Annotated in this window: 27 protein-coding genes and 1 tRNA gene; 19 read left to right on the top strand and 9 right to left on the bottom strand. The window is 62.5% G+C overall.

Features of this window, described 5'->3' with window-relative positions; genetic code table 11:
* Positions 1-75 precede the first annotated feature (75 nt).
* The 4 genes from DWG20_RS03165 to DWG20_RS03150 all read left to right on the top strand — a co-directional run bounded on the left by DWG20_RS03165 (position 76) and on the right by DWG20_RS03150 (position 2497).
* Entirely contained in the window at positions 76-321 is a 246-nt protein-coding gene (locus tag DWG20_RS03165; protein WP_115432444.1) for a helix-turn-helix domain-containing protein, read from the top strand.
* 238 nt (positions 322-559) lie between these two features.
* The gene (locus tag DWG20_RS15890; protein ID WP_147289905.1) at positions 560-901 is read left to right on the top strand and encodes a hypothetical protein; all 342 of its coding nucleotides are present in this window, start codon (positions 560-562) and stop codon (positions 899-901) included.
* A complete protein-coding gene (locus tag DWG20_RS16690) occupies positions 898-1113 on the top strand; it encodes a transposase (protein ID WP_115432443.1) in 216 nt (71 codons plus the stop codon). Before DWG20_RS15890 ends, DWG20_RS16690 begins: the two co-directional genes overlap by 4 nt.
* Positions 1114-1325: 212 nt before the next feature.
* Positions 1326-2497 (top strand): IS3 family transposase gene (locus DWG20_RS03150; protein WP_115432442.1). Its coding sequence is split into 2 segments (ribosomal slippage): positions 1326-1584 and positions 1584-2497, totalling 1173 coding nucleotides; the frame shifts between segments, so codons are not numbered across the junction.
* A 68-nt stretch (positions 2498-2565) separates the two neighbouring features.
* On the opposite strand, the gene DWG20_RS03145 is transcribed toward DWG20_RS03150, so the two are convergent.
* From DWG20_RS03145 to DWG20_RS15885, 3 genes are read right to left on the bottom strand one after another with little or no spacing between them, the layout of a single operon-like run.
* The gene (locus DWG20_RS03145) at positions 2566-3864 is read right to left on the bottom strand and encodes a type II toxin-antitoxin system HipA family toxin (RefSeq protein WP_115432441.1); all 1299 of its coding nucleotides are present in this window, start codon (positions 3862-3864) and stop codon (positions 2566-2568) included.
* Positions 3865-3866: 2 nt separating this feature from the next.
* Complete coding sequence (locus tag DWG20_RS03140; protein WP_245944759.1) at positions 3867-4184, bottom strand: helix-turn-helix domain-containing protein; 318 nt, start codon at positions 4182-4184, stop codon at positions 3867-3869.
* Between the two features lie 16 nt (positions 4185-4200).
* Entirely contained in the window at positions 4201-4422 is a 222-nt protein-coding gene (locus DWG20_RS15885) for an SH3 domain-containing protein (protein WP_147289904.1), read from the bottom strand.
* Between the two features lie 172 nt (positions 4423-4594).
* Here DWG20_RS15885 and DWG20_RS03135 point away from each other — a divergent pair, with 172 nt between their 5' ends.
* The 6 genes from DWG20_RS03135 (at position 4595) to DWG20_RS16065 (ending at position 6580) form a co-directional block, all read left to right on the top strand.
* A complete protein-coding gene (locus DWG20_RS03135; protein ID WP_115432439.1) occupies positions 4595-4915 on the top strand; it encodes a hypothetical protein in 321 nt (106 codons plus the stop codon).
* A gap of 32 nt (positions 4916-4947) precedes the next feature.
* Positions 4948-5199, top strand: a complete 252-nt coding sequence (locus tag DWG20_RS03130; RefSeq protein ID WP_115432438.1) for a type II toxin-antitoxin system Phd/YefM family antitoxin — start codon at positions 4948-4950, stop codon at positions 5197-5199.
* Positions 5189-5479: a type II toxin-antitoxin system RelE family toxin gene (locus tag DWG20_RS03125; RefSeq protein ID WP_115432437.1), complete on the top strand. Its 291-nt coding sequence runs from the start codon at positions 5189-5191 to the stop codon at positions 5477-5479. Before DWG20_RS03130 ends, DWG20_RS03125 begins: the two co-directional genes overlap by 11 nt.
* A gap of 36 nt (positions 5480-5515) precedes the next feature.
* On the top strand, positions 5516-5737 hold the full coding sequence (locus DWG20_RS03120) for a hypothetical protein (RefSeq protein WP_115432436.1): 222 nt from the start codon (positions 5516-5518) through the stop codon (positions 5735-5737).
* 255 nt (positions 5738-5992) lie between these two features.
* Positions 5993-6286, top strand: a complete 294-nt coding sequence (gene rhuM, locus DWG20_RS16070; protein ID WP_181880962.1) for a RhuM family protein — start codon at positions 5993-5995, stop codon at positions 6284-6286.
* A 12-nt stretch (positions 6287-6298) separates the two neighbouring features.
* Positions 6299-6580 carry a hypothetical protein gene (locus DWG20_RS16065; protein ID WP_181880961.1) on the top strand — a complete coding sequence of 94 codons (282 nt, stop codon included), beginning with the start codon at positions 6299-6301 and terminating at the stop codon, positions 6578-6580.
* A gap of 907 nt (positions 6581-7487) precedes the next feature.
* On the opposite strand, the gene DWG20_RS15880 is transcribed toward DWG20_RS16065, so the two are convergent.
* From DWG20_RS15880 to DWG20_RS03090, 6 genes are all read right to left on the bottom strand, one after another.
* Positions 7488-7865, bottom strand: a complete 378-nt coding sequence (locus tag DWG20_RS15880) for a hypothetical protein (RefSeq protein WP_147289903.1) — start codon at positions 7863-7865, stop codon at positions 7488-7490.
* Positions 7866-8411: 546 nt separating this feature from the next.
* Positions 8412-8630: a transposase gene (locus DWG20_RS16685; RefSeq protein WP_425451610.1), complete on the bottom strand. Its 219-nt coding sequence runs from the start codon at positions 8628-8630 to the stop codon at positions 8412-8414.
* An 82-nt stretch (positions 8631-8712) separates the two neighbouring features.
* Complete coding sequence (locus tag DWG20_RS03105; protein WP_115432434.1) at positions 8713-9477, bottom strand: DNA-binding protein; 765 nt, start codon at positions 9475-9477, stop codon at positions 8713-8715.
* A gap of 158 nt (positions 9478-9635) precedes the next feature.
* Positions 9636-11231: a site-specific integrase gene (locus DWG20_RS03100; RefSeq protein WP_115432433.1), complete on the bottom strand. Its 1596-nt coding sequence runs from the start codon at positions 11229-11231 to the stop codon at positions 9636-9638.
* Positions 11232-11397: 166 nt separating this feature from the next.
* Positions 11398-11474: transfer RNA gene (locus tag DWG20_RS03095), tRNA-Met, on the bottom strand.
* Between the two features lie 115 nt (positions 11475-11589).
* Positions 11590-12732, bottom strand: coding sequence for a class I SAM-dependent methyltransferase (locus DWG20_RS03090; protein WP_115432432.1), 1143 nt, complete (start codon positions 12730-12732; stop codon positions 11590-11592).
* Positions 12733-12804: 72 nt separating this feature from the next.
* Between DWG20_RS03090 and DWG20_RS03085 the strand changes: the two genes are divergently transcribed.
* The 9 genes from DWG20_RS03085 (at position 12805) to DWG20_RS03045 (ending at position 20380) form a co-directional block, all read left to right on the top strand.
* A complete protein-coding gene (locus DWG20_RS03085; RefSeq protein WP_115432431.1) occupies positions 12805-13332 on the top strand; it encodes a hypothetical protein in 528 nt (175 codons plus the stop codon).
* A 42-nt stretch (positions 13333-13374) separates the two neighbouring features.
* Entirely contained in the window at positions 13375-14115 is a 741-nt protein-coding gene (locus DWG20_RS03080) for a pteridine reductase (RefSeq protein WP_115432430.1), read from the top strand.
* A 54-nt stretch (positions 14116-14169) separates the two neighbouring features.
* Complete coding sequence (ttcA, locus tag DWG20_RS03075) at positions 14170-15129, top strand: tRNA 2-thiocytidine(32) synthetase TtcA (RefSeq protein ID WP_115432429.1); 960 nt, start codon at positions 14170-14172, stop codon at positions 15127-15129.
* Complete coding sequence (locus DWG20_RS03070; protein ID WP_115432428.1) at positions 15119-15919, top strand: polyamine aminopropyltransferase; 801 nt, start codon at positions 15119-15121, stop codon at positions 15917-15919. Before ttcA ends, DWG20_RS03070 begins: the two co-directional genes overlap by 11 nt.
* Positions 15920-15996: 77 nt before the next feature.
* Positions 15997-17049 carry a Gfo/Idh/MocA family protein gene (locus DWG20_RS03065; RefSeq protein ID WP_115432427.1) on the top strand — a complete coding sequence of 351 codons (1053 nt, stop codon included), beginning with the start codon at positions 15997-15999 and terminating at the stop codon, positions 17047-17049.
* A gap of 23 nt (positions 17050-17072) precedes the next feature.
* Positions 17073-17609 carry a hypothetical protein gene (locus DWG20_RS03060; RefSeq protein ID WP_115432426.1) on the top strand — a complete coding sequence of 179 codons (537 nt, stop codon included), beginning with the start codon at positions 17073-17075 and terminating at the stop codon, positions 17607-17609.
* Positions 17610-17623: 14 nt separating this feature from the next.
* Positions 17624-18199, top strand: coding sequence for an acyltransferase (locus DWG20_RS03055; protein ID WP_115434716.1), 576 nt, complete (start codon positions 17624-17626; stop codon positions 18197-18199).
* Positions 18200-18206: 7 nt separating this feature from the next.
* On the top strand, positions 18207-19292 hold the full coding sequence (locus tag DWG20_RS03050; protein WP_115432425.1) for a glycerol-3-phosphate dehydrogenase/oxidase: 1086 nt from the start codon (positions 18207-18209) through the stop codon (positions 19290-19292).
* Complete coding sequence (locus DWG20_RS03045; RefSeq protein ID WP_181881002.1) at positions 19289-20380, top strand: DegT/DnrJ/EryC1/StrS family aminotransferase; 1092 nt, start codon at positions 19289-19291, stop codon at positions 20378-20380. The genes DWG20_RS03050 and DWG20_RS03045 overlap by 4 nt, the downstream gene beginning before the upstream one ends.
* The last annotated feature ends 2 nt before the right edge of the window (positions 20381-20382 follow it).

Below are 20382 nucleotides of genomic sequence, written 5' to 3'. Positions count from 1 at the left end.
ATGCACAATATATTGTGTAGATTGTCATCTTGACTCCCTAGACACTCGCCCCACCACTTTGGATTTGGGGGGCAGATGGACCGCGTAATGGCTTTCGGGCAGGTTGTGCGCAGAGCAAGGCTTTTAAAAGGTTTTACACAGGAAGATCTAGCGGAGAAAGCCAGCCTGCACAGGAATTTCGTTTCTCTCGTTGAGCGTGGTCAGAGCAACATTGCCTTGGACTCCTTGTTCGTACTAGCCGATGCCCTAGAAACAACCGCATCTGAGTTGCTAAGAGACGCAGAGATGGTTGCGCAGAAAAACAGCGGCGACTCAAACTGAGCATTTTTCTGCTACATCAGCCTTGCCTGCGTACTTTTCTTGAGAGGGAAAGTGGTCTGTCCCGGGCTCGGTGGACACTGGCTGAAAGTGGATAATGCCCACCAAAGCGCGTTCATGACCCAACCCATAGATGCTTTCCCGACTCCTTCAAGCGCGAGGCTGTCGAGCAAGTTCTGGCCGGTTCGCCGCCACGTCACTTTGACCGGGCGCTCGGCCTGTCCGAGAATTTGCTGGGCAAGTGGAAGCAGTACTGACCGCTGGCGCCGACGCCGACGCATATCCCGGTAACGTTAAACAGTTCGGCGAGGCTGCCGTGCGCAAGCGGCTGCGCGACGAGCTGGCGCGCGTCACCCCAGAGCGCGACATACACAAAAAGGCGCTCTCCCTCTTCTCGCCCTCCACGAAGTCAGGTTTCAGGTCATCGACCTGTTGGCCGCGAGCAACCGGTGACGCTGACGTGCCGGCTGCTGCGTGTTTTGCGCAGTGGCGACTACGCGTGGCGGCAACCTCCACCGTCGGCTCGGGAGCAGGCCCCATCGTCGTTTGTGACGGGAAATTCGCCTGGAGGTTGCCGAAATGAACGGCATATACACTCACCGGCGCATTCATGTCGAACTGGTCGCGCAAGATATGGCCTGTGGACGACATTGGGTCGCACGATTGATGCGGGAAGGTGGCTTGCGGTGCGTTCTCGCAAACGTTGGCGGCCGGTGCCGAATGGCAAGTCTGTGCTGCCGGTGGTGCCAAACCAGCTGGAGCGCCAGTTTGCCGCACCATGATAGACGAAGCTGAAAACTGGGTGGAAACGGTTCAACGAAGTTCGCCTACCTCATATTGGTTTATACGGGATGACCGTCGAAAACCCGTAGCAGATGGGCTCTGCTCACCCCGCTTAGAAGGCCCCAGCGGCGGGCCAGGCCATTTAGTGGTTCGACGCAGTGTGAGCTTGGGCGCGGATTTCGGATACCAAGCGTAGTCAGCTAAACTGGCATGCAGAGGTTCCGATGTACAAGATTCCACGACAAAGCTACACCACAGAGTTCAAGCAAGAAGCCATCCGGCAGATCGAGGCCGAGGGAAAGTCTCTGGCCCAGGTCGCCCGCGATCTAGGCATTTCCGAACAGACGCTCAGCAACTGGCGCAAAGCACACAAGGCCGGCAAGCTGGCCTCCGGCTCTGGCAAACCCGTCACTCCAGAGCAGATGGAACTCTCCCGGCTGCGTGCCGAGAATGCCCACCTCAAGATGGAGCTCGAAATCCTGGAAAAAGCCACGGCGTACTTCGCCAAGAAGTCGCAGTGAAGTACGCCTGGCTCGATCAAATGCGCGCTCACTATCCCCTGCAATCCTTGTGCCGCGTGCTATCGGTCAGCACCGGTGGCTTTGCCGACTGGAAGGCTAGCGGCGGACCGGCGCAATGGCTGTCGGATGCCCAGCTCTTGGCGCTGATTCGAAGCGTCTATGCCGAGTGCAACGGCGCCTACGGCTCGCCCAGGATTTATCAAGAGCTCAAGTCACGTGGGCATCCGGCGAGCAAAGCCCGGATTCGGCGCTTGATGCAGCTGCACGGCATTCGTGCCCGGCACAAGCGCCGCTACAAGGTCACCACCGACAGCAAGCATACCCTGCCGGTGGCGCCCAACCGACTGAGCCGGCAATTCCACACCTCCGCGCCGGATCAAGTCTGGACGACAGACATCACCTACATCCCGACCCGCGAAGGTTGGCTGTACCTGGCCGTGGTGATGGACTTGTACACCCGCGCCATCGTGGGCTGGGCGATGGATGGCCGAATGACACGGGACCTGGTGATCGGGGCCTTGCGGATGGCGCGTTTCCGCCGCAAGCCCGCGTCGGGCCTGCTGCATCATTCGGATCGCGGCAGCCAGTATTGCAGTCACGATTACCAGGCTTTGCTGGCTGAGTACGGCATGCAGGCGTCGATGAGCCGCAAAGGCAACTGCTGGGATAATGCGCCGATGGAGAGCTTCTTCAACAGTTTGAAGAACGAACGCGTCTTCCACGAAGACTACGCGACTCGGGCGGAAGCCAGGCAAGACCTCTTTGAGTACATTGAGGTGTTTTACAATCGAAAACGTCGCCACTCTTCCCTTGGCTACCGAACCCCGGCGCAGCAGCATGCCGCTTGGTTCGAGCAGGAAGGTAAGGCGGCTTAGGCGCTACCTTGGTATCCGGAAATCGCGCCCAAGCTCAGTTGGGTATGGCACCGAGTAGCCGACGTGGCTCATTTGAGGAACGTCTTTGCGATGCGCATCTGTTCGTTCTCAAAGGCTGGGGCAAAGTCATCCTGGTCGCGCTCCGACATACCCACCGGCGCTGATTTGGCGACGGTCCGCCAAGACAATACAGTGGAGTAGACATCGCCGAGCACGCGCCGAACGGCCGTCTCATCCAGGCGGAAGTAGTTCGCACGGGCCACCACCTCTCCTATCGAATTAACCGGACCGGAGGCTTCATCGAGCCAGAGCTTCAGCTCCTGGTCCTTGTCCGGAAACGGATTGATGTCGAAGGCTGGTGCTAGGCGCCACTGGCCATGCTCGACGTGCAGGAAACCATGATTTTGCACGTGGTCGTCTACGTTGGTGATGAGCAGATTGAAGGCAAGCCGACGCCACAACTCCTCCAGGTCCTGATTCGGGTTGACGCAGTTGGCGATGATGCTTTCTGCAATCTGCGTGTAGGCGTGGTCTTCCTGTCGCGACGCCTGCATCATCGAGCCGGCAGACAGGTACGGAATCCGGCCGCCACCCTCGACCCTGTCGAACCGACGAATGAGCGCGACGGGAAGGTCATCGGACATCACCACCCGCGAGTCGGCCACGGTGATGCCCGCTTTCCTGGCCAAGTGCAGGGCGAGCACCTCGCCGCGCGTGACGCTGCGGTCATCCTTGATGCTGGGAAACTTGCCAATGGCCAGGTGCCCATCGTCATCGAGCACCGTGCACTTCGGGCGCATGCCGCCCACCGAGGTGCCACGGCCGCGCAGGTAGCGCAGGTCCGCCTCGGTTTCCTTGTTCATCTCCACAGCGCGCGAAGCGGTCATCAACTGCGCCAGATCGAGTAGTAGCGGCGTGCCGCGCCCACCATCTTCGATGGTACGCAGGAACCGGCCGTCAGCGCCCATCAGCCTGATGGCGCCGATGCGGCTCATGTCGTCCACGCCGAGGAGGTAATCCATTTCGGTCAGCGCGGCACTCGACGTTGAGCTGCCAGCGGCTTGCGCAGTCTTGCGGCGCTTGGCGTGGTCGCGCGCGATAACCCGGCAGCCCCACCCGTCAGGCTCAGTATCCGCGAAGGCAAAATGAAAAACCGAGTCTTCCTTGGACGGCGCCTTGCGGAACTGATGCCCCTCGACCAGTGAAAGGTCCGGAGAAATCTCGAACCGGTTCGCGTCGGCACGCCAGGACGGGACGTAGGCAAATGTCGAGTATTCGCGTCCGCCATCCTTGTTGTAGGTCAGGGTTCCTAGCGGGATGGCGGACTGTCCGAGCGCAACCTGGACGGTTTGCTGTACCGAAGCCATGGTCACAATGCTCCCGAGGGTGGCTTGCCACCCTTCGACCGGACACGCTTAGGCAGTTGCTGATTCATCAACGTCAGGCCAATGTCGTCAGTCGCCGTGTCGAGCAGCGAGTTGATTTTGTCCAGCTCACCGAGCACAAAGAACGCTTGCGCAATCAACCCAATAGAAACACGTGGGTCGCCTTTTTCCAGCCGCCGTAGGGTCGCGACAGAGGTTTGGATTCGCTCCGCCATGGACTCCTGCGTCAGCCGGCGCCGCCTGCGGGCTAGGGCGAGGTCATGGCCAAGCTTTTTCAAGGCGCGCGCCACCGGGGTCGGCACCACAGTCGCCTTACTTTTAACGCTTACATGCGAGCGCTTTTCCTTGTTTATCGAATCCATGTGAGCGGTTAGATGGCGAGTTGGCAATTACCCCATTATCGGCACCCAACCACCAGCCGTCAATTTCATCACCAAATAACAGCTCACACATGAGCTGTAATGCCATATTTCCGCTCATGAGTGAGCGGTCAGGCGTATTGATGCGGATTGTCCCGGTGAGGCCGAGCTTGCCGCCCATCTACTCCGCCTCGACTGGCCCAGGTTCTGCCTGACACCGGGTTAAGTACCGGAACGGTCCGCCGAAGCAGGACTGTGTAGATAGGTTCGTCACTCGTTGCCCCGGGCTGTGCGCGGCCGGGATGCCCGCTGGCGTGGCCTGGCTGCGCGGGTGAGGGTGAGTGGATTGATGGTTGCGGCCGTTCCGACACGTCACCATCCTGCCGAGCGACCTGTTTCCGCCGGACCCGGCGACCGATCAATGCCTACGCGGGTTGCTGGTGGTGATGGAGCAACTGGACGGTGTGCTGTACCGCTATCGCCGCATTGGGGTGTCGCCTGCGACGCCGCTGCGCGACATCCCGCTACTGACAGCGGGAATCCGGGCGGCTGCCGAGGCGGCCCGCACTGGGAAGGCGGGCAGAATCACGTTCAGCGAGTCGACTAAAGACCACTATTCAGCCCTATTGGAAGGTCATTTCAGTGACGGTCCAGCCTGCCCGGTAGTAGAATAAAACCATTCAACAGGTTGTTAAAGAGGTTAGATATGGATGTCATCCTTGCCCCGTCTTCGGTCGGCATCAGTGAATTAAAGGTCAACCCGAACGCCGTCATCGAGGCGGCTGAAGGCATGCCGGTGGCCGTGCTCAACCGAAACAAGCCGGTTGCCTATCTCCTGCCGGCCGCTGCTTGGGAGGCCATCTGCGACCGGCTCGAAGACATCGAACTGAAAGAGGTGGCCGAACAGCGACTGGCCGATGGTAAAGCGGCGGTCGAGGTGCGACTTGATGACCTTTAAGCTGGCCTTTCACCCGGATGCGCTCGACGAGTGGCACAAGCTTGATAAGCCGGTGCGTGAGCAGTTCAAGAAGAAGTTGGCCGAACGGCTGGAAGAGCCACGCGTGCCGGGCGCCCGCGTCAGCGGCGCGGCCGACCTCTTCAAGATCAAATTGCGCTCGGCGGGCTTCCGATTGGTCTACCGGGTCGAGGATGAGCGCGTAACCGTGCTGGTGCTCGCCGTAGGCCGGCGGGACCGCAATGCGGCGTACAAAGCGGCGCTGGGGAGGCTCAATGACTAATGGCAGAACGAACAGCGTGAAGATGGCGGTGATCCGATGACTGGACAAGAATTTGAGGCTGCCATCAAGGCGGCGGGTTATTCCCAGCGCAAGCTGGCCGAGCTGCTGGATGTTGACCGGAAGACCATCGGTGCACGATGCCAGGCTGCCGAGGTCGATCCGCTGTTTGCTTACGCGGTGCTGGGCGTGTTGGCCGAGCAGTCCGCCAAGCAACTTGTTGCTGTGGTGGGGCATATGGGCCAAAAACACAACAAATAGTCCTTGTGGCGTGCAATACCATATTGCATATGCGCGTCATTTTGGCCAAAATTAGCACAACTACGCCGGCCTGACCGTTGGACTGCTGGCAGGGTTTGCCCTGGAGCTTGGGCTTGGCGCGGGCTGGGGCGCAGTGATCGCCGCTATCGGCCTTGGCTGGCTCGTGACGGTAGTGTGGGGCACCGCAAGATACGCTGGGTGGCTGGCTTCCATTCTTGGCCGGTGGCCACCCACTGGAAGGGCATAGGAAGAACAATGAGCGATATGGTGATTTACCAGCATGAAGCCGGCGAACCGGTCACGGTACGGCTGGAGGGGGATACCCTGTGGCTGACCCAAGAGCAGATGGCCGAGCTGTTCGGCCGTGAGCGCTCGGTGATTACCAAACACCTGAGAAATGTTTTCAGGGAGGGCGAGTTGGCCGAAGAAAGCAATGTGCAAAATTTGCACATTGCTGGTTCGGACAAGCCGGTGAAGTTCTACAACCTCGATGCCATTATCAGCGTCGGCTACCGGGTCAACTCCAGGCGCGGCACGCAATTCCGCTAGTGGGCAACCGGCGTGCTGCGCGACCACCTGACCCAGGGCTGGACACTGGATCGTGCCCGCTTGGAGCGCAACGCTGCCGAGCTTGAAGCGGCACTGGCACTGGTCAGGAAAACCGCCCAAGCTCCGGAGTTGACCGCCGATGCCGGGCGGAGCCTGGTGGAGATCGTCAGCCGCTACACGCAAACCTTCCTGCTGCTGCAACGCTACGACGAGGGGGGGCTGACCGAGCCGCAAGGGACGCCCGGTGGCACTCTGCTGTACCCGCTGAGGCGCGGCAGGCCATTGCCACCCTGAAGGCTGACCTGATGACACGGGGCGAGGCCAGTGATTTGTTTGGCCGCGAGCGCGAGGATGGACTTGCAGCAATTCTGTGCAACCTAGACCAGACAGTGTTCGGGCAGCCGGCCTACGCTACCCTCGAAAGCAAGGCTGCGCACCTTCTGTATTTCGTCATCAAGAATCAGGGACTCGAACCCCGGACCTGGGGATTATGATGCCAGTGAGAAGCTCAACTATATGCAACTATGCTTTACTTTACAAAAGGTTAGTTGTCGTTGTGTGACTTTGAATCATCGTCTGATGACAAAGGTGTTGAACTTTGGTTGAACTCCTTGTCCCAATCCTCACTTCCCCACTCCATTCCAACAGGCGTTGCGTTTAGCCATTCAAGCTCCTCTTCTGTTAGAGGTATGGGGCACGTTAAATTGATTTTCCTCTTAGGCATTGCTTTACCTTGCCACAGCTAGAGCACGTATGAAGTTTAGCCGAAAACCTTGGGGCGTTGCCCCAAGCCCCACAAACGGCCGCGTTTGATCCTCGCGGGGCTGGGAAGACCCCAGAGCCGAGGGTAGCGTATGCTCACTCCGAGCCCGTCAATGGCAAGGCAAGTGCCTTCCGGGCACCCTTGATGAACTCTCCGTTCACCACCTGTCCCAAGTAGCATTAATGCTGTTTGTATGAGTTGAAATGGCGGTTATTGCTCAGCGCCAACAACGCATCACTCCGGTTGCATAATTGCACAGACTTGCTCATCTGATTGCAAACCGACTGCACACTCAAGTGCACCTACTTGCGCACCTGACCATGAATGGCTCAGATCGACCCTAAGCGGTTATTCGTGGGGTAACGCCCAAGTTAAGGGGTGTTTCGCGCCACGCGCGGAACGTCCCAGCGCCCTTTAGGGCGCGCCTTCAACGCAATGTTAGGATGCTTGTTTTTTGCGAGACACACTGCCAAAAAAGTTCACAGCCACAACATTATTCATTGGACAGAATATATCACCGTCTGACGCTTCTGAGGTAACTCGCTGCCGCTCCTCTGGGATTCCCGCCAGGAGAGGGATATTGGTAAGATAAAATGCAATCCCTCTTTCATTTATGGATGAAATTGAAATTGCGTCTACTAATTTACCAAAAAACGCCAATACCTCTGGCACAACTTTTAATTGAACTTCAACAGGGCGTAATTTTATTAGCTCTTCAATTGAATCTACGTAAGTTGCTCCAATTGAATGCAGCCATTCAATTGCTTCTAGTGCTAGTTTTTCACTATGTGGCTCAATCTTGCATCGTAATATCATATAAATCCCAGTTGAATTCTAAGCACCAAAGGCGCGTGAATTTATGGCACCCTAACTATTAATTAACCTTCACCACTGAGGTCTACCCCAGTGACGATGTGATCCCTAAACCAGTAACAAAGTGAGGCCTAAATATCGCATCACTGACGCTCTGGTCGCTGCCAAGCCTTGCCCTGCCTAGCTTCACAGCCTTCAATTTTCATTAATCATATACAAAACACGTCACATCCGTCGAGGCGTGGATTGCGGTTGGAAGTCCGCTTCTGGCCGACTGCAGCCCATCGGTCTGCCCCTTGCGGGAGTCCAGTTCGCAAGTAGATGTTACAAGTGTGCAGTGTGAATGGTCATGGGTGCGCAGTGAAAATGCAATTAAGTGCGCAGTTGGAATGCTATTTCGCATCCGGTCGCCGATTTTTTGCACCTCTTGTTGCCAAGCTAGCACTGGTCGGTGGGGTTGGGGCTGTTTTCTAGTTCCTTGGCCTGGCAACTCTCGCCGTATTGATGCTGCCGCGATCCCGTTGATCTGGTTGGGTTGATGCAGATGCGTCAACACCGCTGGGTACAGACGGTTCCAACCCTCTTGGTCCTGCCCCTCGCGCAGGTGCCGCTACCAAACCCAAGTTTCTGCGGTAGCTTCTCCCACGGGATGCCGGTTGTGAGGACGCACAGGATGCCATTGAGGGCCACCCGGTCATAGAGGCGAGGGCACCCGCCCCGTCGTGAACGGGGCACGGTTGGCAACAGCGGTTGCAACGATTTCCACAGCTTCTGGCTGATGACACTTCGCTACATGCCGACCAGATGGGGCTTCACGCGATCGGCATCAAGGAGGTTTTGTTAGCGGCCTTTAAGGTTGGGCTCTAGTGCCCCGCATCCCTTGCAATATCTGCAGCTGCCCGCGCATTTCGTGGGCTTCCCGCGTCGCCTGTTTGGCTTCATTCTCGGCTTCGGTCAAGCGGCGTTGCAGGTTAACCACTTGTGCTTCGGTCGCGTCCAGTCGTGCGCTGCCGACAGCGACCGCTTGTTCTGCGGCAATGCGACGAGCGCGTTCCTCCTCCAGTCCTTTCCGCCGTCGCTCGACTTCGTTTTCCAGACGCGACAACGCTTCCAGTCTGAGCCGCAGCGTGGTGCTTTCGCTGCGGGCGGCCTCGGCCGCCTGCTGCTGTGTCATGACCGCTTTGCGGGCCAGTTCCAGCTCGGTCTCGAGTTGCGACAACCGGCCGAGCAACTCCGCTTTTTCGGTCGCCAGCCTATTCAGTCCCTGGGTCTGTTCATCCAGCTCGACGGCGAGTCGCTCTGACTCGGCGATGACGTCGCTGTTGTCCTGTTGCGTCGTCGCGAGCTCAGTCCTCAGTGCGGCGGTGGCCGTGGCGATGGCTTGCGCAACCCAATCCCCCAGTGCCTGTCTGACCCCGGCGGGAAGCTCGCTCGCCTCCTGGTGCGCCTGAGCGTTCCTGGACTTCCAATCGTTTAGCAGCTTGGCCACCGTGTGGTTGCTGCCGGCACCGAGGGCGCTCCGCACGGCGCGGACGGTCGGCGCTTCACCGATCGCCTGCATCTCGGCGGCGACGGTATCGACCTGCTGCTGGCTGATCTTGGGGGCGCGTGGCATCGATTTCTCTTTGTTATGTTACGTTACGATATGAAACTAAATCGTGTACGCTTCGGTGTCAACCGGCGCATTGACGGGGAAGGGGGCATTGGGCAAGGAGGGGCTTGGTGTGTGTGTGGGGGGGGAGGGCGGTGGCCCTCGCCGGCTAGCCTGAGGGGTCAATAGGTGCAGTGCAGGTGGCTCAGGTCCAGTCCCTCGACGCGGAATTTTTGCATGCCGTCGGCCAGCACCCTGGGCTCGAAGCGGCGGCGACCGCCTTGTTTCTTCCCGTAGATTTTCGCCATGCCGGTGGGGGCGTGGCCGAGGATGCCGTCCACCTGGTAGTGGGTCAGCCCCGACCAGCCCGCGTACTCCTCGAAGGCGTGGCGGAACGAGTGGTAGGTGTAGCGGCGGTCGTCCACCACGTGTGCGTCCAGGTACTCGTTGAACCAGGTGGAGAAGGTCTTCGTGTATTTGTCGTATTTGTCCGGGGTGAGGGCCGGGAACAGCCGCTCTTCGCCCTGTTCGCGCAGCCCCGCGACGTAGTTGATAAAGCCGATATTCAGCAGCTCCTCGTGCACGAGCACCGTGCGCGCGGAGGTCGAGGTTTTCAGCTTCTGGCTCGGCTGGAGGGCGCGGATGCGCAGGAACCACTGCCCTTCGTGCTGCTGGACGTCGTCGAGGTGCAGCTGGCCCAGCTCTTCCAGGCGCGCGCCGGTGTACAGCCCCAGCAGGGGGGGCCAGAACGCCGCGTCGCGGCCGCCCTTGGCGGGGCGGGCTCCGTCGCGGTAGACCGGGCTGCGGAACAGTGCGCGCAGCTGTTCGAGCTCGAACGGCTGGCGCTGTGCCTCGTCCGCTTCATGGTCCGGCACGTTGACCTTGACCTGCGCAAACGGGTTCTCGGTCAGGCTGCAGGCCTTCATTTCGATGGCGGTATTCACCACGGCGCGCAGCAGCGCAAAAATCGTGTGCACGCGGGAACGGCTCAGGCCGTGGTCGAGCAGGCTGTCGCGGAACCCCTCGGCGATTTCGGCCGTGATATCGAGCGGCGAGATGTCGCCGGCGTAGGCTTTGAAACGCTCGACCAGACTGCACGCCTCGTGCCAGGTCTTGGCGCTTGGGGCGCGTTCCGCTTGCCAGCACTCCAGCATGGCGTCCCAGTGGTCGGCGTTGAGCGGGTGGGGCGGCATGGCTTGCTTCTTGACGTCGTCGCCGTTCAGCTTGGCGAGCTGCAGGCGGATGGCCTGCAGGTCGGCGTACAGCAGTCGCTGCAGATACAGGTTCACGGTCGCCGGGTCGCTGAGCTCCGGATCGATGCCCTCGGCCTCCAGGTGGAACGTCCCCGTCTCTTCGATAAAGGATGTGTCGCCGACGACGGCGTCGTCGGTCAGTCGCGCCTCCAGTTCGCGATACCAGGTTCGCAGTTCTGCCAGCTCATGCTTGGTCGGTGGGGTGGCCAGCTGGGTATTGATGACCTCCGCCCGATAGCGCTCCACCAGGGTGGGGATCATGCTCGGCTGCAGCGCGAGGGTCGGTTCGTCGGGCCCGTAGGGAAAGGTGTTCTGTGCATCGCTGAGCTGGCGCTCGTGCATCTCGAACAGCGCGTCGGTGTCGACGGCGTGCTGACGGACCAGCCGTTCGGCGGTGAGGCGGTCGCTGGTGCGCAGCGAGACGAGGATTTCGCGTTTGCCGATGGACTGGCGCAGATGCGGGGGCACGGCGCGACGGAAATAGTAGTTCTGGCTTTGCTCGCGGCGGAACAGATAGGTGTGCATGTGGCGCTCCCGGTGGGATTGCAGTCTGCCACGGCACCTTGTAGCAGTGCAATGTAGCAGTCTGGGGCGTGTCGGGGCGACCGGGTTTGCAGCTAAGTCCTTGATTTTCAAGGGCTTGAAAGCGAAAAACCCAGCCGCCTAAGCAGCTGGGTTCTTCAATGTGGGGTGGTGGCGAATCAGGGACTCGAACCCCGGACCTGCGGATTATGATTCCGTCGCTCTAACCAACTGAGCTAATTCGCCACGTCTTCTTGCCTTGCGGCGTCGAAGTGGAGCGAACTATACGCAGGCGTTTTTCCACTGTCAAGCGGGCTTGCGCAATTTTTGCCGCGCGCCACGAATTTCCATGACAAACGTTTTACAGCGTGTGGCAGCGGTCGCCGTCGGTGAAGCCGAGCCAGTCGATCGAGACGCCGCGGCCGAAGCCGATCACCTTGAAGAGTTCGCCCATCTCGGCCGGCGACACGAGTTTCTGCACCGCGGACACCGCTTTCGCATACGGCACGGTGTCGGAGGCGTCGAGCCGGGGCAAGAGTTCGGACAGCCCGCAGTTGACGAGGAACTGCGCCTGGTTCAGGTAGCCGATCAGGTCGAGTCCGGCGCCGATGCCGGTCTCGGCGACGGCGGTGAAGTCGACGTGGCAGGTCAGGTCCATCAGCCCGGGCAGGTAGAACGGGTCGTGCACGGTGTGGTGGCGATAGTGGCCGATCAGCGTGCCCATGCGGCGCTCGGGCAGGTAGTACTCGCGTTCGGAGAAGCCGTAGTCGACGAAGAGGATCGCGCCGCGCGTCAGACGGCCGGCCAGCTCGCGTACGAAGCCGCGGTTGGCGAGCGAGATCTCGCTGACGTAACCGGGCAGGCCGTTATCGTAACGCTTGGCAAGCTCGGCCAACCTTTTGTCCGTAATCGGCCGGTCCTCGAAGGCGAAGGCGCCGTTTTCGACAACGACGCCGCGCTGCAGCGCGCCGGTCTCGGTCCAGTGGACGAGTTCGCACGGCATCGCGTCGAGCACTTCGTTGCCGATCACGACACCGTCGATTTCGGCCGGCAGCTCGGCCAACCATTCCACTTTGGATAGATGCTCGGCCAAGGTCTCGCGCTGGCGCTCGATCAGGTCGGGCGACAGGTCGACGATGCGGTAGGCGGCAGGCGTCACGCCGAGCGTGTCGAGCTCGGCCAACAGGTCGGCGGCCAGCCGCCCGGTACCGGCGCCGAATTCATAGATCACGCCGCTCGTCTGCGGCAACAGCTCGGCCAACTGGCGCGCCAGGCACGCGGCGAAGAACGGCGACAGCTCGGGCGCGGTGACGAAGTCGCCCGCCGTGCCGAACTTGCGGCTGCCGGCCGCGTAGTAGCCAAGGCCCGGCGCGTACAGCGCGCGCTCCATATAGTGCGAGAACGGGATCCAGTCGCCGGTGGCGGCGATCTCGTCGGCGATTTTTTGCGCCAGGGTCGTGCTTACGGCGAGCGCCTCGGGCGCGGGGGCGGGCAGGGTGGTCATGGCGGGCTTCATGTACAATCTGGCTGGCATTGTGGGCGAAATCGCCCGGTAACGGAAGACGGGAGGCAGGGCATGCGGAACGGAGTCTGGGCGCTGGGTCTGGCGCTGTTGAGCGGCGTTGTAAACGCGGCGTCGTGGCAGTTGGCCGAGCCTGTTGCCGACAATCCTCTGATCGAGGCGCGAGTGAAGGGCACGGTCTCGTTCGGTCGCCACAGCGTGCCGGCCGAGCTGGCGCTTAGCTGCCGGCGCGATGCGCCGCCGGCGTGGACGTCGGTGCGGCTGCTCGGCAAGCCTAAGGGTTTCGACCTCGCGCCGTTCGAAGGCCCGGGTGGCGCCGGCGAGAAAGGCCGCCTCGCGAGTTACGCGGTCGGCCGCGCGCGTTTCTTGCCGGCCAAGGTCAGCGGTGCCTGGGCAGAATCCGGCGTGTTCGGCCTCAGCTTCGCGCTGCCGGCTCGCGAGGCCGCCGCGCTCGTCGACGTGCGCCAGCTGCAGTTCCGGCTGAAGCCGGCCAAGGGCCGTGCGTCGCCGCTCGAGGCGCGCTTCGACCTGCCGGGCGACAGCGCCCCGCTCAAGCGCGCTCTCTCAGGCTGCGGAGCGTAAGGACACGAGGTTGGCCGAGCTTCTGCAATGACAGGGGGGGGGATGCACGACAAGGTGGTGCTGGTGACCGGCGCGGCGCGCCGGATCGGGGCGGGGATCGCCCGACGTCTGCACGCGGCCGGTTGCCGGCTGGTGCTGCAGTATCGCGCGTCGCGCGCCGACGCCGAGGCGCTCGCCGCGGAGCTTAACGCCGCGCGGCCGGGGTCGGTTTTGCTGGTGCAGTCCGACCTGCTGAAGACAGACAGCTTGGCCGAGCTCGTCGACGTCGCGATCACCGCCTTCGGCCGGCTCGACGGCCTGGTGAACAACGCGTCGAGCTTCTTCCCGACCGAGGTCGGCGCGATCGACGAGGCCGCGTGGCAAGACCTGATCGGCTCCAACCTGAAGGCGCCGCTGTTTCTCGCGCAGGCGGCCGCGCCGTATCTGAAGCAGAGCGGCGGCGCCATCGTCGGCATCGTCGACATCCACGCCGAGCGGCCGATGAAGTCACACGTGGTCTACAACCTCGCCAAGGCGGGGCACGCGCAGTTGATCCGCAGCCTCGCGCTCGAATTGGCGCCCGAAGTGAGGGTCAACGGCGTCGCGCCCGGCAGCAATATCTGGCCCGAGGATGACGCGTTCTTCGACGCGGCCAGGCGCGCCGCGATCGAGGCGTCGATTCCGCTCGCGCGCATCGGCCAGCCCGACGACATCGCGCGCGCGGTGCAATTCCTGCTGTTCGACGCGAGCTACGTCACCGGCCAGGTGCTGGCGGTCGACGGCGGCAGAAGCGTGGTGCTGTGACGGTGAAAATCCGCTAAAATCGCCTGTTTTTCAGTTTCTTAGCGGTAGCTTTCCATGTCCGATACGGCTCTCATCGACGACAAGGCCAAGAAGGCCGAGTTCGAGGCCAGCAAGCTTGCCAAGCGCCTCCGGCACCACGTCGGCGACGCCATCAACGACTTCAACATGATCGAGCAAGGCGACCGCGTGATGGTCTGCCTGTCCGGCGGCAAGGACAGCTACGCGATGCTCGACATCCTGCTGGGCCTGCAGAAGTCGGCGCCGATCGACTTCTCCATCGTCGCGGTCAACCTCGACCAGAAGCAGCCGGGCTTTCCCGAGCACGTGCTGCCCGAGTATCTGGCGTCCGTCGGCGTCGAGTACCGCATCGTCGAGGAAGACACCTATTCCATCGTCAAGCGTGTCGTCCCCGAGGGGAAGACGACCTGCGGCCTCTGTTCGCGGCTGCGCCGGGGGATACTCTATAGGGTCGCCGACGAGCTCGGCGCGACCAAGATCGCGCTCGGCCACCATCGCGACGACATCCTGCACACGCTGTTCCTGAACATGTTCTTCGGCGGCAAGCTGAAGGCGATGCCGCCCAAGCTGGTGTCCGACGATGGCAAGCATATGGTGATCCGCCCGCTCGCCTACTGCCGCGAGAAGGATCTCGAGCGCTACGCCAAGGTCAAGGCTTTCCCCATCATCCCGTGCAACCTGTGCGGCTCGCAGCCCAACCTGCAGCGCCAGGTGGTCAAGGACATGGTCAACGACTGGGACAAGCGCTTCCCGGGCCGCGTCGAGTCGATGTTCCGCGCGGTGCAGAACGTCGTGCCGTCGCACCTGGCCGACCCGCGCGCGTTCGACTTCGTGAACCTGAAGACCGGCGCCGTGCCCGAGGCCGGCGGCGACACCGCGTTCGACAAGGAAGAATTCCGCGAGCCGGCGACCGACGGAGAAACGTCGGCCGAGGCGCTGCGCCGCACGATCAGCATCCTCGACTCGAGGCCGAAAGGGGAAGCCTGTGGCGGGTAAGGCGCGTCACCCGTTCCGCCGCCGCGTGCGCGGCGGCGTCGAGGCCTTGTCCGAGGTCGAGATTTCCGAACTCGACGGCGTGCGTTCGCTGCACCTGGGCAGCGAGACGGTGCAAAGCTCGATGGACGTCGAAGACCCGGTGCGCATGGTGCTGTCGTACACGCGCGCGATGATGGGCTGGCTGCTATTCAACGACGCGCCGCGCCACATCGTGCAGATCGGCCTGGGCGGCGGTTCGTTCGCGCGCTGGATCGACTTCTATCTGAGGGGCGCGACGAGCGTCGCGGTCGACATCCACCCGCAGGTGATCGCGGTCGCGCGCGCCTTCTTCGACCTGCCCGAAGAGGGCGAGCGTTTCGAGATCGTCGAGGCCGACGGCGCCGACTACGTGAAGATCCTGCGCGAGTCTGCCGACGCCATCCTCGTCGACGGCTACGACGGCTTCCAGATCGTCGACGAACTGACGACCGAAGACTTCTTCGAGAACTGCCACCGCGCGCTGAGCCCGCACGGGGTTTTCGTCAGCAACTGGTGGAGCGGCGACCAGCGCTACCAGGTCTTCCTCGAGCGCTTGCTGAACGTGTTCGAAGGGCGGGTGATCGAGCTGCCGGCCGCCAGCCACGGCAACGTCGCGGTGATGGCGTTCAAGGAGAGCCCATCGCCGACGGCCTTCGCCGCGCTCGAAAAGCGCGCCGCCGAGCTCGAGTCGCGCTTCCATCTCGAGTTCGCCGAGATGGTCGGCCGGATCAAACAGACCAACCTTCATTCGGCCAGCCGCCTCTTGATCTGAGCGGTATAATCGGCCGTATTGAACGCGAAGGCGGGCGACGAGGTCGCCCGTTGTTTTTGCCACTACCGGATGCCTCCATGAATACGCCCATCCTCGACCGCAAGATCCGCTTCGCCCTGGTCGGCTGCGGCCGCATCGCCAACAACCACTTCGGCGCGCTGGAACAGCACGCCGACCGCGTCGAACTGACCGACGTGTGCGACATCGACCCGGCGGCGCTCGAAGCCGCGGTCGCACGCACTGGCGCGCGCGGCCATACGAGCCTGGCCGCGTTGCTCGAACACAGCGACGCCGACTGCGTGATCCTGACCACGCCGTCCGGGCTGCACCCGCGCCAGGCGGTCGACGCGTTCGCGGCCGGCTTTAACGTGATGACCGAGAAGCCGATGGCGACGCGCTGGCAGGACGGCCTGAAGATGGTCGAGGCCGGCGATGCTGCCGGCAAGCGCCTGTTCGTCGTCAAGCAGAACCGCCGCAACGCGACGCTGCAACTGTTGAAGCAGGCGGTCGAGGCCGGCCGCTTCGGCCGCATCTACATGGTCAACGTCAACGTGTTCTGGACCCGTCCGCAGGACTACTACGATTCGGCCAAGTGGCGCGGCACCTGGGAGTTCGACGGCGGCGCGTTCATGAACCAGGCGAGCCACTACGTCGACCTGTTGGACTGGCTGATCGGCCCGGTCGAGAGCGTGCAGGCGTACACCGGCACGCTGGCGCGCAACATCGAGGTCGAGGACACCGGCGTGGTCAGCGTCAAGTGGCGCTCGGGCGCGATGGGCAGCATGAACGTCACCATGCTGACCTACCCGAAGAACCTGGAAGGCTCGATCACCATCATTGGCGAGAAGGGCACGGTGCGCGTCGGCGGCGTGGCGGTGAACGAGGTGCAACACTGGGAATTCGACGCGCCGCACGCGATGGACGAAAACATCAAGGAAGCCAGCTACGCGACCACCAGCGTCTACGGCTTCGGCCACCCGCTGTATTACGACAACGTGATCCGCGTGTTCCAGGGCTTGGCCGAGCCGGAGACCGACGGCCGCGAGGGGCTGAAGTCGCTGGAGCTGCTGATTGCCACTTATATCTCGGCGCGCGACGGCCGCCGCGTGAGTTTGCCGCTGGATTACTGATTCAGGAAACAGGCGAGAAAAGCATGAATGGTTTGCAGAAAATAATGGCCGCTGCGGTGTTTGGCGCGTTGCTGTCGGGGTGTGGCGTGATGCATGGATTGACTGCTGTTTACAGTGATCCGACCGACGGCCCGCGCGCCCAGTTGCGCACCATGGGTAAGGGCATCCGGATTTTCCCTGGTAGCGATATGGCGTGTTTCACCGATCCTAACGCCGGCTATGCCAATCCGGCGTTCGCCGAGCTGCGTGCGCACCAGGACTTGGGCATGCCCAAGCCGTCTTACAAACTGGGGTATTACAACGAGCACTACATCCCGGCCGGAGTCCCGGTGACCCTGAACACCTTCTACGAAGGGCCGGCTCATATGAGGGAGGCTTGTGGGGTCGAGTTGACCTTCATCCCGGAGCAGGGAAAGACCTATCAGGTGGGGCAGGATTATCGGGTGTCCAGCCGGTGGGTCAGCTGTGGACTGGGGGTGACGGAAGTGTGGATGGACCCGGATAAGGGTTATCAAAGCAAGCCGGTGCCGCGTGTGCCGACGCGTCAATGCGAGAAATAAGGACGATGAAGCGTATGGAAGGCTCAGTTCAGATTCACCCCACCGCCATCGTCGACGAAGGCGCCACCCTCGGCGCGGGCACCCGCGTCTGGCACTGGACCCACATCTGCGGCGGCGCCAAGGTTGGCCGAGCGTGTTCGTTCGGCCAGAACGTGTTCGTCGGCAACGACGTCATCATCGGCGACAACGTCAAGATGCAGAACAACGTGTCGATCTACGACGCGGTCACGCTCGAGGACGACGTGTTCTGCGGCCCGTCGATGGTGTTCACCAACGTCAACAACCCGCGCAGCCACGTCAATCGCAAGAACGAATACCGCCGCACCGTGGTGAGGAAGGGCGCGACGCTCGGCGCGAACAGCACCGTCGTCTGCGGCCACGAGATCGGCGAGTACGCGTTCATCGGCGCCGGCGCGGTGGTCACGCGCGACGTGCAGCCCTACGCGCTGATGGTCGGCACGCCGGCCAAGCGCATTGGCTGGATGTGCGCGTGCGGCGAGCGCCTGTCGAACGACATCGGCGAGCACGCGTGCCCGGCATGCGGCGCGCGCTACGACATCGGCGGCAACCACTGCTCGCCGCTGGCGTAAGCCCTGCATGAACCTCGCGGTCGTCGGCGGCGGCGTCAACGGCGTAATGATCGCGTGGACGCTCGCCAAACGCGGCCACGCGGTGACGCTGTTCGAGCGCGATACGCTGATGGGCGCCACCAGCCGCGCGTCGTCAAAACTGCTGCACGGCGGCGTGCGTTATCTCGAGAACGGCGAGTTCGGCCTGGTGAAGAAGGCGCTCGCCGACCGCGCATGGTGGCTGGCGCACGCGCCCGACGCCGCGCTCGCGCACCCGCTGCCCATCGTCTGGCCGATTTATAAAGGCGCGCGGCGCGGCCGCTGGCTGATGAAGGCCGGCTTCGTGCTGTACGACCTGCTGGCGGGCTCGGCCAACTTGGGCCGGCATCGCTGGCTCGACCGCCGTAGCTTGGCCGAGAGCGGCGACGGCTTGAAACCGGAAGGCCTCGCCGGCGGCTACCGCTACGTCGACGGCCAGATGGACGATTACCGGCTGGGGCTGTGGGCGGCTGATGAGGCGCGGCAGGCCGGCGTGACGCTGCGCGAGCGCGCAGCGGTGACCCGCGTCGGGGCCGACGGCACGGTCGTCGTCGATGGCGAGACGCTGTGTTTCGACGCGGTGGTCAATGCCGCCGGGCCGTGGGCCGAGACGCTGTTGAAAGACAGCGGACTCTCGGCCAACGTCGCGCTCGATACGGTGCGCGGCAGCCATCTCGTGCTCGATAGGTCCTTGTCGCAGGGCTATCTGTTCGAAGTGCCGCACGAGCGGCGCGTGGTGTTCGTACTGCCGTACCAGGGCAGGACGCTGATCGGCACGACCGAGCTCAGGCAGTCGCCGCTCGACCCGGTCGAATGCTCGGCCGCCGAGGAGGAATATCTGCTCGCGCTCTACAACCATTACTTCGTCGCGCCGGCGGGCCCGGCCGACGTCGCAGCGCGCTTCGCCGGCATAAGGCCGCTGATCCGCTCGGCGGCCGACCCGAACCGCGAGCGGCGCGACTATCAATTCACGACCCACGGCCGGCTGTTGACCGTGTTCGGGGGCAAATGGACCACCGCGCCTAGCCTGGCGCGAGAAGCGGCCGGCCTGGCCGAGAGAGCATGCGCACCATGAATTTCATCGACCTGAAAACGCAGTACCAGCAGCTGAAGACCGACGTCGACGCGCGCATCCACGCGGTGCTCGACCACGGCCAGTACATCATGGGCCCGGAAGTGGCCGAGCTCGAAGACCAGCTGGCCGAATACGTCGGCGTCAAGCACGCGATCGGCGTGTCAGACGGCACCACCGCGCTGTTGATCGCGCTGATGGCCTTGGGCGTTACGGCCGGCGACGAGGTGATCACCAGCCCGTTCACCTTCATCGCCACCGGCGAGATGATCGCCTTGCTCGGCGCCAAGCCGGTGTTCGTCGACGTCGACCCGGACACTTACAACCTCGACCCGAAATTGCTCGAGGCGGCGATCACGCCGCGCACCAAAGCGATCATGCCGGTGAGTCTCTACGGTCAGTGCGCCGACTTCGACGCGATCAACGCGATCGCCGAAAAGCACGGCCTGCCGGTGATCGAGGACGGCGCGCAGAGCTTCGGCGCGAGCTACAAGGGCAGGAAGTCCGGCGCACTGTCGAGTATCGGCTGCACCAGCTTCTTCCCGAGCAAACCGCTCGGCTGCTACGGCGACGGCGGCGCGTGCTTCACCGACGACGACGAACTGGCGAAGAAGATGCGTGAGATCCGCGTGCACGGCCAGGACCGCCGCTACCACCATCCGATCATCGGCCTGAACGGCCGGCTAGACACGATCCAGGCCGCCGTGCTGCTCGCCAAGCTGCCGAGCTTCCCGGCCGAGGTGGCCGCGCGCGAACGCATCGGCGCGCGTTACCGCGAATTGCTCAAAGACGTCGCGCGCGTGCCGACGTTGGCCGAGGGAAATAGCAGTGTCTACGCGCAGTACACGCTCGAAGTGGACGAGCGCGACGACGTCGCCGCGAAGCTCAAGGATCTCGGCGTGCCGACCGCGGTGCACTACCCGATCCCGCTGCACCTGCAGCCGGCGTTCGCGTACCTTGACCAATCGGTCGGCAGCTTCCCGGTCGCCGAGGCGGCCGCCCGCCGCGTGATCAGCCTGCCGATGCATCCTTTCCTCGATGAGCAAACGCAGGATGAGGTGGCCGCTGCGGTGAAGCAGGCGCTGGCCTGACC

This window comes from Crenobacter cavernae (assembly GCF_003355495.1).
Lineage (GTDB): Bacteria > Pseudomonadota > Gammaproteobacteria > Burkholderiales > Chromobacteriaceae > Crenobacter > Crenobacter cavernae.
The sequence above is the reverse complement of the archived record's forward strand: the minus strand, read 5'-3'. Positions and strand labels throughout refer to the sequence as shown.